Origin of the sequence: Cellulomonas massiliensis JC225 (assembly GCF_000312005.1) — a bacterium.
In the GTDB taxonomy this organism is placed as follows: domain Bacteria; phylum Actinomycetota; class Actinomycetes; order Actinomycetales; family Cellulomonadaceae; genus Cellulomonas; species Cellulomonas massiliensis.
Map to the genome: position 1 here is coordinate 1,798,705 of NZ_HE978588.1, position 14,647 is coordinate 1,813,351.

Here is a 14,647-nt window from a genome sequence, read left to right on the forward strand (position 1 = left end):
GCCGCGACGGAGGCGGCGCTGCGGGCGGTCGCCGAGGCGTTCGGCGTGCGCCCGCGCGACGTCGCGCTCGTGTCGGGCCCACGCAGCCGCGACAAGGTCGTCGAGGTCGCGGGACGGCCCGCGGACGAGCTGGCCGAGGTGCTGGAGGCGCTCCTGGACGGCTGAGCGCCGGGCCGGGGAGCGGCCGAGGCCGCCTCGTCTCCGGCGGTATGCCCGAAACGGGCGAAACCCTTGCAGAAAGTTGCTGCAACTCAGTACCGTCGGCGCATCCGCCCCGCGACGCTGGTGTCCGGGGAGACGAAGGAGTCGACATGCCGCACGCCGACGTGCCCGTCCGCCGCCTCACCGCCGCCCTCAGCGCCGCGAGCCTCGTCGCCGTCGGCACGCTGGGCGCCGTCGCCGCCTCCACCGCGCTCGCGCCGCCCGCCTCGGCCGCCGCGACGTCGGTCGCGCTCGTGGGTGACCTGCAGAGCGAGCTGGGGTGCCCGGGCGACTGGCAGCCGGACTGCGCCGCCACGGAGCTGCAGCCGACCGCCACGGCGGGCGTGTTCTCCGCCGAGCTGACGGTGCCGGCGGGCACCTGGCAGTACAAGGTCGCGCTGAACGACGCCTGGAACGAGTCCTACGGCGTCGACGGCAGCGGCGACAACAGCCCGCTCGTGCTCGAGGGCGAGACGACGGTCCGGTTCACCTACGACGACGCGACGCACCGCAGCTCCCTCGTCCCGCTGGACCTCGCGCAGGGCTACACCGCCGCGGACGACGCCATCGTCGCCGAGCCGGTCCGCGACCCCGGGGCGGGGCAGCAGTTCTACTTCGTCATGACCGACCGGTTCGCCAACGGCGACGCCTCCAACGACCGGGGCGGCCTGACGGGGGACCGCCTGGCCACCGGGTTCGACCCCACGGACAAGGGCTTCTACCAGGGCGGCGACCTCGCCGGGCTGCGGGACCGCCTGGACTACGTCGAGGGCCTCGGCGCGACCGCGATCTGGCTCACCCCGTCGTTCAAGAACCGCCCCGTCCAGGGCACGGGCGCGGACGCCTCGGCGGGCTACCACGGGTACTGGGTCACCGACTTCACGCAGATCGACCCGCACCTCGGCACCAACGCCGAGCTCGAGGCGCTGATCGACGACGCGCACGCCCGCGGGATCAAGGTCTACTTCGACATCATCACCAACCACACCGCCGACGTCATCGACTACCAGCAGAAGACGTACACGTACGTGGACAAGGCGACGAAGCCGTACCGGGACGCGTCCGGCGCGGCGTTCGACCCGGACGACTACGCCGGGACGGACGACTTCCCCGAGCTCGACCCGCAGACGTCGTTCCCGTACACCCCGGTCGTGGCGCCGGCCGACGCGGACGTCAAGGTCCCCGCCTGGCTCAACGACGTGACGAAGTACCACAACCGGGGAGACTCGACCTACAGCGGCGAGTCGACGACCTACGGCGACTTCTCCGGGCTCGACGACCTCATGACCGAGGACCCCGAGGTCGTGGACGGCTTCGTGGACGTGTACGACGCGTGGGTCGACCTCGGCGTCGACGGCTTCCGGATCGACACGGCGAAGCACGTGAACTTCGAGTTCTGGCAGACCTTCACGAAGGCGGTCGCGCAGCACGCGGCGGCCGCCGGCAACCCCGACTTCTACATGTTCGGCGAGGTCTACGACGCCGAGCCGACCAAGCTGGCGCCCTACCTGCGCGACTCCGACATGAACGGCGTCCTCGACTTCACGTTCCAGTCGGCCGCCGTCGGCTTCGCCAAGGGCTTCTCGCCCTCCGGGCTGCGCGCGCTGTACGCCGGCGACGACCGGTACGTGACGCCGACGACCAACGCGAACGGGCTGCCGACGTTCCTCGGCAACCACGACATGGGCCGCGTCGGCTACCTGCTCGGCGACGTCTCCCAGAAGGAGGCGCGCTCGGCGCTCGCGCACGACCTCATGTACCTCACGCGCGGCCAGCCGGTCGTCTACTACGGCGACGAGCAGGGCTTCGCGGGCACGGGCGGCGACAAGGACGCGCGGCAGAGCCTGTTCGCGACGCAGGTGGGCTCGTACGCGAACCAGCCGCTGCTCGACGGCTCGACCCTCGGCTCGCAGGACCGCTACGACACCGGCTCGACGCTCTACCGGCACGTCGCCGAGCTCGCGGCGCTGCGCTCGGCGCACCCCGCGCTGACGGACGGCGCCCAGATCGAGCGCTACGCGTCCGGCTCGGTCTACGCGTTCTCCCGGGTCGACGCCGACGAGCGGGTCGAGCACCTCGTCGCGCTCAACAACGCCACGTCGTCCACGACGGTGACGATCGACGCGCTGACTCCCGGTGCGACGTTCACGCCGCTGTACGGCTCCGACGACCCGGTCGTCGCGGCTGCGGACGGCTCGGTCGAGGTCACGGTGCCCGCGCTCGGCGCCGTCGTCCTCGAGGCGGACCGCGAGGTCGCCGCCCCGGCCGAGGCCGGCCCGATCACGCTCGCGTCGCCCTCCGCAGGGGCGGCCGTGAGCGGCCAGGCCGAGGTCGGGGCGGACGTCGCGAAGGACGTCTGGAGCCAGACGTCGTTCGCGTACCGCGTGGTGGGCGACGACGGCTGGACCCCGCTCGGCACGTCGGAGACGACGAGCCCCCGGGTGTTCGCCGACGTGGACGCGCCGAAGGGTGCGCTCGTCGAGTACCGCGCCGTGACGGTGGACGCGGCGGGCCACCGCTCGGCCGCCTCGACGTTCGCGTCCGTGGGCATCGCCGTGGACGGCGCGGAGGACGAGGGCACCGACCCGGGCGAGGACCTCGTCGTGTCCGTGCCGGGCTCCCACAACGCCGCGATGGGCTGCCCGGGCGACTGGCAGCCGGACTGCGCGGCGGCGCGCCTCACGAAGCGCCCGGACGGGGCCTACTCCGGCACGTTCGACCTGCCGAAGGGCTCCTACGAGTACAAGGTCGCGATCGGCGGCTCGTGGGCCGAGAACTACGGGGCGGGCGGCGTCGCCAACGGCCCGAACTCGGCCTACACTCTCGCGGCCGACGGCCCGGTGACCTTCTGGTACGACCCGGTGACGCACGTGTTCCAGAACAGCGCCCAGGGGCCGATCGTCACGGCGCCCGGCAGCTGGCAGTCGGAGGCGGGGTGCCCGGGCGACTGGCAGCCGGACTGCCTGCGCGGCTGGCTGCAGGACCCCGACGGCGACGGCGTCTACACGCGCACGGTCGAGGACCTGCCCGAGGGCACGTACGAGGTGAAGGCCGCGCACGGGCTCGGCTGGGCGGAGAACTACGGCGCCGGCGGCGCGCCGGGCGGCGCGAACATCACGTTCGCCGCGCCGGGCGGCAAGCCGGTGACGTTCAGCTACGTGCTCGCGACGCACGTGCTCACGGTCGAGGTGACCGACCCGCCGCTGCCCGGCACGGGCGAGGAGCGCGCGCACTGGGTCGACGCGTCGACCATCGCCTGGCCCGCCGCGTGGGCGCCCGAGCCCGCGGACGCCACGTTCCGCCTGCACCACGCCGCGGCGGGGGGCATGAAGGTGGTCGACGGTGCCGTCACGGGCGCCGACGGCGCGGTGACGCTCGCCTACCGGGCGTCCGGCCTGACCGACGCGCAGCTGCGACGGTTCCCCGCGCTGCGGGGCTCCGTGGCGCTGGCCGTGCCGGCCGGCACCGACGCCCGCACCCTGCTGAGGGGCCAGCTCCTCGTCACGCAGGAGGCGGGCGGCACGCTCGTCGCCGCGACCGGCGTGCAGGTGCCCGGCGTGCTCGACGACCTGTACGCCAAGGCCGCCGGCAAGCGCGCTCTCGGGGCGACGTGGCGGTACGGCGCGCCCTCGCTCGCGGTGTGGGCGCCCACCGCGCAGGACGTCGACCTGCTCCTGTGGCGCGGTTCGCGCACCGCGGAGCCGACCGTGGTGCCGGCGAAGCGCCAGGCGGACGGGAGCTGGACCGTCGACGGCCGCAAGGACTGGAAGGGTGCCGCGTACCGGTGGCGCCTGCAGGTCTACGCGCCCACGACGGGGAAGGTCGAGACGAACGACGTCACGGACCCGTACTCGGTGGCGCTCACGCTGAACAGCACGCACTCGGTGCTGGTCGACCTCGCCGACCGCGCCTACCGGCCGTCGGCGTGGGAGCGCGCGAAGCAGCCCGTCGTGAAGCCCGTCGACCAGACGATCTACGAGCTGCACGTGCGTGACTTCTCGATCTCCGACGCGACCGTCCCGGCGGCGCACCGCGGCACGTACCTGGCCTTCGCCGACCGGTCGAACGGCACGAAGCACCTCGCCGCGCTCGCGAAGGCCGGGCTCACGACGGTGCACCTGCTGCCGACGTTCGACATCGCGACGATCGAGGAGGACCGCAGCAAGCAGGCGACCCCCGCGTGCGACCTCGCGTCGTACCCGGCCGACTCGGACGCGCAGCAGGCGTGCGTGACGGCGGTCGCGGACGCCGACGGGTTCAACTGGGGCTACGACCCGCTGCACTGGACCGCCCCGGAGGGGTCGTACGCGACCAGGCCGGACGGTGGGGCCCGCGTGGCGGAGTTCCGGACGATGGTGGGCGCGCTGCACGCGACGGGCCTGCAGGTGGTGCTGGACCAGGTGTTCAACCACACGGCCGCGGCGGGCCAGGACGACAAGTCCGTGCTCGACCGCGTCGTCCCCGGCTACTACCAGCGGCTCGACGCGGCCGGGAACGTCCAGACGTCCACGTGCTGCCAGAACGTCGCGACCGAGCACCTCATGGCGCAGAAGATGATGGTCGACTCGGTCGTCACGTGGGCGCGCGACTACAAGGTCGACGGCTTCCGGTTCGACCTCATGGGCCACCACTCGGTCGCGAACATGAAGGCCGTGCGGTCGGCCCTCGACGCCCTCACGCCGAAGAGGGACGGCGTCGACGGGAAGAAGGTCTACCTGTACGGCGAGGGGTGGAACTTCGGCGAGGTGGCCGACGACGCGCTGTTCGAGCAGGCGCGGCAGGGCAACCTCGACGGCACCGGGATCGGCACGTTCAGCGACCGCCTGAGGGACGCCGTCCGGGGCGGTGGTCCCTTCGACGAGGACCCGCGCATCCAGGGCTTCGGCTCGGGCGGGTACACCGACCCGAACGGGGCGGCGGTCAACGGCTCGGAGGCCGACCAGCTGGCACGGGCGAGGCACGACGGCGACCTCGTCCGGCTCGGCCTGGCGGGCAACCTGGCGGGGTACTCGTTCACGACGAGCGACGGCACGGTGCGGACCGGCGCGCAGATCGACTACAACGGCCAGCCCGCTGGCTACGCCTCGCAGCCGTCGGAGGTGATCACGTACGTCGACGCGCACGACAACGAGACGCTGTTCGACTCGCTGACGTACAAGCTCCCGACGGACACCCCCATGGCCGACCGGGTCCGGATGAACACGGTCAGCCTGGCGACGACCGCGCTCGCGCAGACGCCCTCGTTCTGGCACGCGGGCGCCGACCTGCTGCGCAGCAAGTCGCTCGACCGCAACAGCTACAACTCGGGCGACTGGTTCAACGTCCTCGACCTGTCGAAGACGACGAACGGCTTCGGCCGGGGGCTGCCGCCCGCGGCGGACAACTCGTCGAAGTGGCCCCTGCAGCGCACGCTGCTCGCGGACCCGTCGCTGAAGCCCAGCGCGAAGGACATCGAGACGTCGTCGAAGGCGGCGCTCGACCTGCTGCGGCTGCGGCAGTCCACCCCGCTGTTCCACCTGGGGTCGGCGCGGCTCGTCCAGGAGCGGGTGTCCTTCCCGAACAGCGGTGCGGACGCCACGCCCGGCGTGGTGGTCATGCGCATCGACGACCCCGACGGGTGGGACCCGAAGCGCAAGGCCTGGCGCCAGGACGTCGACAAGCACCTCGACGGGCTGCTGGTGGTGATCAACGCCTCCGACGAGCCGACCACGCAGACGGTCGCCGGGCTGCGGGGCCACCGCCTCGAGCTGTCGCCCGTGCAGGCGAAAGGCAGCGACCCGGTCGTCCGGCGCACCACCTGGCAGGCCGGGACCGGCAGGGTGACCGTCCCGGCGCGGACCGTGGCGGTGCTCGTCGAGAGGGACGCCGGGCCGTGGTGGCGCTGACGCCCACCACCTGAGGGCACCGCACGGGGGAGGGTTTCGGCCGACGCGCCGAAGCCCTCCCCCCGTGCGCGCCCGGGAAGGTACACCTGCGCGGCCTGCGACGGAAGCCTGTCGCCGGCCGGTCCGCTGTCGCTACCCTCACCAGTCACCGGAGCAATGACAGCAGTCGTTGCGCAAGTTCACGGAGAGGTGACATGCGGACACGGAACTCCATCCTCGCCTCCGCCGCCGTCGCGGCGGCGCTCGTCGTCGGCACGGCCGCGACGTCGTGGGGGGCGCGCGACGACGCCGCCGCCCCGGACGTCGACGCACCCGTCAGCGTCCCCGCCAAGGTGCCGGTCGGGCTGCTCGCGGCCATGACGCGGGACCTCGGCCTCAGCGTCGCCCAGGCGCGCGAGCGCCTGACGTTCCAGGAGGACGCGACCGACACCCAGCGCCGGCTCGAGCGCCGCCTCGGGGACGCGTTCGCCGGCGCGTGGCTCGAGCCGGACGCCAACGAGCTGCACGTCGCGGTGACCGACGCGGCCGACGCCGCAGCCGTCCGGGCCGCCGGCGCGACGGCGGTCGTGGTCGAGCACTCGCAGGAGCAGCTCGACGCGTGGAAGGGGGCGCTGGACCGCTCGCTGCGACCCCTGGGCCGCGCGACGCCGAGCTGGTACGTCGACGTCGAGGCGAACGAGGTCGTCGTCAACGCCCGGGCCGGCGCGGTCGCCGAGGCGCGCCGGGCGGCCCTCGCCGCCGGGGTCCCCGCCGACGCGCTGCGGGTGGCCGCGTCGGACGAGGCGCCCCGCACGCTCGTCGACGTCATCGGCGGCAACGCCTACTACATCGGCGGGGCGCGCTGCTCGGTCGGGTTCCCGGTGCAGGGCGGGTTCGTCACCGCGGGGCACTGCGGGCGCACGGGGAGCACGACGACGAGCCCTTCGGGCACGTTCGCCGGGTCCAGCTTCCCGGGCAACGACTACGCGTGGGTGCGCGTCGCGTCGGGGAACACGCCGATCGGTGCGGTGAACAACTACGCGGGCGGCACCGTCGCCGTCGCGGGCTCGACCGCCGCGGCCGTGGGGGCGTCGGTGTGCCGCTCGGGCTCGACGACGGGCTGGCACTGCGGCTCGATCCAGGCGCTCAACTCGTCCGTCACCTACGCGGAGGGCACCGTGTCGGGGCTGATCCGGACGAACGTCTGCGCCGAGCCGGGCGACTCCGGCGGCTCGCTGCTCGCCGGCAACCAGGCGCAGGGCGTGACCTCGGGCGGCTCGGGCAACTGCACCTCGGGCGGCACCACCTACTTCCAGCCGGTGAACGAGGCGCTCTCGGCGTACGGCCTGACCCTCGTCACCTCGTCGGGAGGCGGCGGCACGACCCCGCCGCCGACCGGCTGCACCGGCTACGCCTCGACGTACTCGGGTTCGCTCACGTCGGGCGGGACCGCCGTCCAGCCCTCGGGCGGGTACGTGACGCTCACGCGCAGCGGCAGCCTGCGCCTGTGCCTGCAGGGCCCGACGGGCACGGACTACGACCTGTACCTGCAGCGGTGGTCCGGCTCCGCCTGGTCGACCGTGGCGTCGGCGACGACGGCGAGCAACCGCGAGACGGTGACGTACTCGGCGTCGACCGGCTCCTACCGGTACGTCGTGCGCGCCTACTCCGGCTCGGGCGCGTACACCCTCGGCGCCACGACACCCTGACCTCAGGGCGCGGCGGACGACGCAGGGCCCGTGGAGCAGCTCCACGGGCCCTGCGTCGTCAGGCGGCCGGGCGGGTCAGCCCGCGTTGGCGCTGACGAGGTCCTGCTGGAACGTCGCGAGGTCGGACGCACCGGTCGTGAACTTGCTGACGGCCTCGGAGACCGCGTTCACCGTCGCGGTGGGGGCGGCGGCGCCGTGCGCGAGCGACGACACGATGGTGTCCTCGCCGAACGACGCCATCGCGGACTGCTGGTAGGGGGAGAAGTCCGTCGGCGGCACGTCCTTGCGCGCGGGGATGGAGCCCTTGGCCTTGTTGAACGCGATCTGGCCGTCGAGCGAGCTGATCGTGTCGAGCCAGGCCTCGGTCCCGCCGAGGTGCTGGGCGCCGACCGGCAGCGTGAACGAGTCGGCCAGGAAGTCGAAGACGCCGTCCGTGCCCGGCACCGGGAAGTAGGTGTAGTCGTCCGGCGCGGAGGCGCCCGCCTCCTGGAACGCCGCCTCGGCCCAGTCACCCATGACGTTGAACGCCGCCTTGCCGTCGATGACCATCTGCGTGGCGTCGGGCCAGTCCAGGCCGTCGCGGTCGCCGTTCGTGTAGCCGATGAGCGTCTCGAAGTCCTCGAGCGCCGCGGTCACCTCGGGGCTCGCCCAGTCCGTGCCGCCCTCCCAGAGGCCGGTGTAGGCGTCGGGACCGAGGTCCGCGAGCAGGACCGTCTCGAGGAGCTGCACCTGGGTCCAGGTGGTCGCGACCGACAGCGGCGTGACGCCCGACTGCTGGACCTTGTCCAGCGCGACGAACCACTCGTCGAGCGAGGCGTAGGTGGCCTCCGGGTCGAGCCCGGCGTCCTTCAGCACGGTCGGGTTCGCCCAGACGACGTTCGCGCGGTGGATGTTGGACGGCACCGAGTAGATCCGGCCGTCGACCGTGAGCCGGTCGATGAGGCTCTCCGGGAACGAGTCGCGCAGGCCGAACCGGTCGTACAGGTACGAGACGTCCTCGAGCTGGCCGGCCAGGATGTAGTCGCTGAGCTCCGCGCCGGCGTGCGCCTGGAACGTGTCCGGCGGGTCGTTGACCTGCAGGCGGGACTGCAGCAGCTCCTTCGCCGCGGAGCCGGCGCCGCCGGCGATGGCGCCGTTGACGAACTTGGTGTCGGGGTGCTGCTCCTGGAACTCGGCGACGAGCGCGTCGAGGCCCGCCTTCTCCGAGCCGCTGGCCCACCACGTGTAGACCTCGACCTCGGTCGCGTCCCCGCCCGAGCCGACGTCGTCGAGGGTGGTGGGCTTGGAGCACGCGGCCACCAGGAGGCTGGTCGCCGCCAGCACGGCGGCGAGGGCGGACAGAGGGCGGCGTGCGCGCATGGGAGCTCCAGGGTCGGGGTCGGCGGCACCGCCGGCGGCCCCGGTGCAGGCGCGCCGGATCCGCGCAGCAGCACCGCTGTGAGGGCGACCGTCCCCGAGGGCGCTCGAGCGCGCCAGGGGCCGGGCAGGGAGCGGACCGGGGGGACCGCTCTCCCTACCGATCGGTCGGGATGGGACCCCTGTGGACACGTTCCCAGCGGGATCACCCTATCGGGCGAGGGCGCAGGTCAGGTGCGTGCGACCGCCCGGGCGCCGGGGTCCGGGCGGATCCCGACGAACCCGGGCAGGACCCCCACGCGAGGCCTTCCTCTGGGGCAGTGCGGCCGCGCCGGGCGGCGCGCGCCTCGCTCGAAGCGCTTCGCTGCCCAGTCTGCGTGGCGGGGAGCGGCCGGAGCGGTTCGAGGGCGACATGAGGGTGATTTCTCCCGTCATGACGGTTGACACCCGATCTGCCCGGCTCCTACGGTCGATCCCGTTGGCGTCGAAGCGCTTCGACGCCAGCAGCGCTCCACCGCCGCCGACGCCGCCTGACGAGGCGCCCGCGCGTCGGGGGTGGGTGGGCGGACGAGCGGGGCCGACGGGGTCCCCGCCTGACACCGAGGAGCGACGTGAGGACGACGACGACGCGACGATGGGCCCTGCCCGTCGTCGCGAGCCTGGCCCTGGTGGGGCTGGTGCCCACGACCGCGAGCGGCGCCGAGGAGCTGCCGTTCCGTGACCCGGACCTGCCGCTGCAGGTCCGCATCGACGACCTGCTCTCCCGCCTGACCCAGGACGAGACCCTCTCCCTGCTGCACCAGTTCCCCCTGCCGGTGCCCCGGCTGGGCATCGAGCACTTCCGGACGGGGACCGAGGCGCTGCACGGCCTCGCGTGGACGACGTCGTACGAGGACGGCGCGGTGCACACCGCCACCGCGACGACCTTCCCGCAGGCCGTCGGCCTCGCGAGCACGTGGGACGCCGACCTGGTGGAGCGCGTCGGCGACGTGGTCTCCGACGAGGCCCGCGGCTACCACGCCCAGGACCCGCAGCTGTGGGGGCTCAACCTGTGGGCGCCCGTGGTGAACCTGCTGCGCGACCCGCGCTGGGGCCGCAACGAGGAGGGCTACTCGGAGGACCCGCTGCTCACGGGCGCCATGGCGACCGCGTACGGCACGGGCCTGGTCGGGGAGGACGACACGTACCTCAAGACCGCGCCCACCCTCAAGCACTACGCGGCGTACAACACGGAGACGAAGCGCGACACCGCCAACTCGAGCGTCCCGCCGCGGGTGCTGCACGAGTACGACCTGCCCGTGTTCGAGGCGCCCATCCGCGCCGACGCCGCGACCGGCGTCATGGCGTCGTACAACCTCATCAACGGCCGGCCGGCGACCGTCGACCCGACGCTCGACACGCTCGTGCGCAGCTGGAGCGACCGCACGCTCCTCAACGTCAGCGACGCGAACGCGCCGAACAACCTCGTGCAGTCGCAGGACTACTTCGACACCCTGGCCGAGGCGGACGCCGCGGCGGTCAAGGCGGGCCTCGACAGCATGACGGTCAACGACAACGACCCGTGGCCCACCATCCACGCCTTCCAGGAGGCGCTCGACCGCGGCCTCATCACGCAGGCGGAGATCGAGGACGCGGCGAGCCACGTGCTCTCGATCCGGTTCCGGCTCGGGGAGTTCGACCCGGACGGCGGCCCGTACGGCGACATCGGCGCGGACGCGGTGGACACGCCCGCCGCGCGGGCGCTGGCGCGCGAGACGGCTGCCGACGCGATGGTGCTGCTGAAGAACGACGGGGCGAAGGGCCGCACGCACGGCGCGCCGTCCGCCCTGCTGCCGCTGTCGACGTCCACCACCCGCACCGCCGCCGTCATCGGCCCGCTGGCCGACACCCTCTACACCGACTGGTACGGCGGCGCGCTGCCGTACCGGGTCACGGTGCGTGACGGCGTCGCCGAGCGCCTGGGCGCCTCGCGCGTCACGGGCTCGGAGGGCGTCGACCGCATCGCGCTGCGCGACGTCGCGTCCGGCCGGTACGTCACCGGCGGCACGGGGGAGGCGGGAGGCCCGCTCACGGCCGCCGGCTCGAGCGCCGACGACCCGGCGGCGCAGCTCGACGTGTTCGACTGGGGCAGCGGCGTCGTGACGCTGCGGTCCGCGGCGAACGGCCGGTACGTCGGGCTCGCCGGCACCGGCTTCGCGAACGACCAGACGCAGCCGAACGGCTGGTTCGTCCAGCAGCAGTTCCGGCTGGAGGACGTCGGCGACGGCCAGGTCGCCCTGCGGTACGCCGGCTACGAGGCGGCCTACGACTGGGCGCCGTCCCACCGGACGCCGTACCTCACGGTCGCCGCCGACGGCTCGCTCGTCCTGGGCGCGCAGACGGCTGCCGACGCGGCGCACTTCGACCGCGAGGTCGTCCGCGACGGCGTGGCGGAGGCCGTCGCGGCCGCGAAGGAGGCGGACACCGCGGTGCTCGTCGTCGGCTCGATGCCGTTCATCAACGGGCGCGAGGACCACGACCGCACCAGCCTGGCCCTCGCCGAGGGGCAGGAGGAGCTGGTCCGGGCGGTGGTCGCGGCCAACCCGCGCACCGTCGTGGTGCTGCAGACCAGCTACCCCGACACCATCACGTGGCTGCAGCAGCACGTGCCGGCGATCGTCTGGACCACGCACGCGGGCCAGGAGACAGGGCACGCGGTGGCCGACGTGCTGTTCGGCGACGTCAACCCGGCCGGCCGGCTCACGCAGACGTGGCCCCGCTCGGAGGCGGACCTGCCGGACGACCTGCTCGACTACGACATCGTCAGCAGCGGCCAGACGTACCTGTACGACGACACCGACCCGCTGTACGCCTTCGGGCACGGGCTCTCGTACACCTCGTTCCGGTACTCGCGGCTGAAGGTCGCCGACTCCCGGCTCAGCGCGACGGACACCCTGCGCGTGAGCGTGGACGTGACGAACACCGGCCGCCGAGCCGGCGACGAGGTGGTGCAGCTCTACACCCACCAGCGCAGCTCGCGGGTGGAGCAGCCGATCCAGGAGCTGCAGGCGTTCGACCGGGTGCACCTGCGGCCCGGGCAGACGCGCACCGTCCGGTTCGAGGTCCCGGTGTCGCAGCTGGCGACGTGGGACGTCACGCGCAGCCGGTGGGTGGTCGAGCCGAGCGTGCACGACGTGCTCGTCGGGGCCGCGTCGGACGACGTGCGCCAGCGCGCGAGCGTGAAGGTCGCGGGGGAGGCCATCCCGCCCCGCGACCTGAGCCGGACGACCGAGGCGCAGAACCTCGACGACTCCCGCGCCGTCACGTTCGTCGACACGACGAAGGCCGAGGGCACCTCGGTCGAGGGCGGCGCCGGCTCCTGGCTCGCGTTCGAGGACGTCGACCTGCGCCGCGGGGCGCGGACCTTCACGGCGTGGGTCGCGAAGGCCGACGCGGGGCAGGGGCGGATCGAGGTCCGGCTCGGCTCGCCGCGCGGGCGGCTCGTCGGGACCGCGACGGTCTCGAGCACGGGTGACCGGTACGCGTACGCCACGGTCCGCGCGGACCTGCGGCGCGTGTCCGGCGTGCAGGACGTGTACCTCGTCCTCGACTCGACGCAGCGGGTGCACACCGTGCGCCTCACGCGCTGACCGGACCGGCCCTCGCCGGCCCCGCACTCGCCGAGCGCCCGCCCCCAGCACGGGGGCGGGCGCTCGGTCGTCGTGGCGTGGGCTCAGCCCTTGACGGACCCCGACATGAGGCCGCCGATGAAGTACTTGCCGAGCAGCACGTAGACGAGCAGCGTCGGCAGCGACGCGAGCAGCGCGCCCGACATCGAGATGCCGTAGTCGGTGAGCATGGCGCCGTTGGCGAGGTTGTTGAGCGCGATCGTCACCGGGCCGTTGCGGCTGGAGGAGAAGAACACCGCGAACAGGAAGTCGTTCCAGGCGCTCGTGAACTGCCAGATCAGCACGACGACGAACGACGGCACGGAGATCGGCAGGACCACCGACCAGTACGTGCGCAGCATGCCCGCGCCGTCGACGCGCGCCGCCTCGACGAGCTCGTTGGGCACCGACATGTAGTAGTTGCGGAAGATGAGCGTCGTGATTGGCAGGCCGTAGATGACGTGCAGGACGATCAGGGTCGGGATGCCGCTCGGGATGCCGCTGTTCAGCATGAGCTGCACCAGCGGGATCATGACCGCCTGGTACGGGATGAACATGCCGAAGAGGATGAGCGTGAACACCAGGTCGGCCCCGCGGAACCGCCAGCGTGCGAGCACGAAGCCGTTCATCGAGCCGAGGACCGCCGAGATCAGCGCCGACGGGACGACGAGGGCGATGGTGCGCCACAGCGGCGCCTGCAGAGCGGCCCACGCGCCGGTCCAGTTGTCGAGCGTCCAGACCTGCGGCAGCGACCAGGCGCGCGACGGGTCCGCGTCGCCCGGGCCCTTGAAGCTCGTGACGAGCAGGACGTAGACCGGGATGAGCACGATCGCGACGAACAGGAGCAGCAGCACGTACTTGACCGTGCGGCTGACCGTGATCCGGTCGCGGCCCGCGGTGCCGCCGCCCGTGCGGGGCGCCGCCTTGATGGGCTCGGTGAGGGAGTCGAACGCCGTGGTCATCAGTGCTTCTCCGCCCGGTTGATGTGCACCAGGTAGGGCACGATGAGGATCGCCACGATCACCAGCAGGATCACGCCGACCGCCGCCGCGTTGGCGTAGTCGAAGCTCAGCTTGAACTGGTACATGTCGATCGCGGGCACCTTGGTCTGGTAGTTCGCCGGCTTCGAGATCGACATGATGAGGTCGAACGCCTTGAGCGACATGTGGCCGACGATGATGACGGCCGACAGGGCGACGGGGCTCAGCTGGGGGAACAGCACGTGGCGGTACAGCTGCCACTCGTTCGCGCCGTCCACGCGCGCCGCCTCGCGCAGCTCCTCCGGGATGCCGCGGAAGCCGGCGAGGAACAGCGCCATGACGTAGCCGGACATCTGCCAGATCGCGGGGATCGCGATGGCCGCGATGCCCCAGTCGGGGTTGTTCCACCAGTTGTTCTGCAGGAAGCCGAGGCCGATGTTCTGGAACAGCCGGTTGAGGCCGGAGGCGGCCTCGCCCTGGTTGGAGTTCAGCAGCCAGCGCCAGACGACACCCGAGGCGACGAACGACACGGCCATCGGGAACAGGTAGATGGACCGGAACCAGCCCTCGAACCGCACCGGGCGGTCGAGCAGGAACGCCCACAGGAAGCCGAAGAACATCGTGCCGGCGAGGAACACCACCGTGTAGATGACGAGGTTCTTCAGCGAGTGCTGGAACGACTCGGAGCCGAGCAGGTCGACGAAGTTGTCGAACCAGACCCACTGCACGGGCGCGCGGCCGGTGGTCTGCGCCGCGGTGTGGTTGTCCGTGCCGGAGGTCTTGGCGTTGATCGCGAGCAGGCCGTAGACGAAGACGGCGAGCAGGATCAGCGAGGGCGAGACGAGCAGCAGGGGTGGCCCCCACCGTCGGATGTTCTTGGGCACGTCGGC

General features: G+C 72.8%; 6 protein-coding genes. 3 read left to right on the plus strand and 3 right to left on the minus strand.

All coding sequences use genetic code 11. The features are described from left to right. Window positions 1-311: 311 nt before the first annotated feature. Together pulA and HGCM_RS08600 are read left to right on the plus strand one after the other, a co-directional pair. Window positions 312-6,086, plus strand: a complete 5,775-nt coding sequence (gene pulA, locus HGCM_RS08595) for a pullulanase-type alpha-1,6-glucosidase (RefSeq protein ID WP_019136441.1) — start codon at window positions 312-314, stop codon at window positions 6,084-6,086. Window positions 6,087-6,280: 194 nt separating this feature from the next. Next, window positions 6,281-7,774, plus strand: coding sequence for a S1 family peptidase (locus tag HGCM_RS08600; RefSeq protein ID WP_019136442.1), 1,494 nt, complete (start codon window positions 6,281-6,283; stop codon window positions 7,772-7,774). Between the two features lie 75 nt (window positions 7,775-7,849). Here the strand turns inward: HGCM_RS08600 and HGCM_RS08605 are convergent, their stop codons facing one another. Beyond that, window positions 7,850-9,133 (minus strand): ABC transporter substrate-binding protein, encoded by a 1,284-nt coding sequence (locus HGCM_RS08605; RefSeq protein WP_019136443.1) that lies wholly within the window; start codon window positions 9,131-9,133, stop codon window positions 7,850-7,852. Window positions 9,134-9,741: 608 nt separating this feature from the next. Between HGCM_RS08605 and HGCM_RS08610 the strand changes: the two genes are divergently transcribed. Next, window positions 9,742-12,759: a glycoside hydrolase family 3 protein gene (locus HGCM_RS08610; protein ID WP_019136444.1), complete on the plus strand. Its 3,018-nt coding sequence runs from the start codon at window positions 9,742-9,744 to the stop codon at window positions 12,757-12,759. Between the two features lie 83 nt (window positions 12,760-12,842). On the opposite strand, the gene HGCM_RS08615 is transcribed toward HGCM_RS08610, so the two are convergent. Further along, window positions 12,843-13,739: a carbohydrate ABC transporter permease gene (locus tag HGCM_RS08615; RefSeq protein WP_019136445.1), complete on the minus strand. Its 897-nt coding sequence runs from the start codon at window positions 13,737-13,739 to the stop codon at window positions 12,843-12,845. Further along, a complete protein-coding gene (locus HGCM_RS08620; RefSeq protein ID WP_019136446.1) occupies window positions 13,739-14,641 on the minus strand; it encodes a carbohydrate ABC transporter permease in 903 nt (300 codons plus the stop codon). The genes HGCM_RS08615 and HGCM_RS08620 overlap by 1 nt, the downstream gene beginning before the upstream one ends. Window positions 14,642-14,647: the final 6 nt, after the last annotated feature.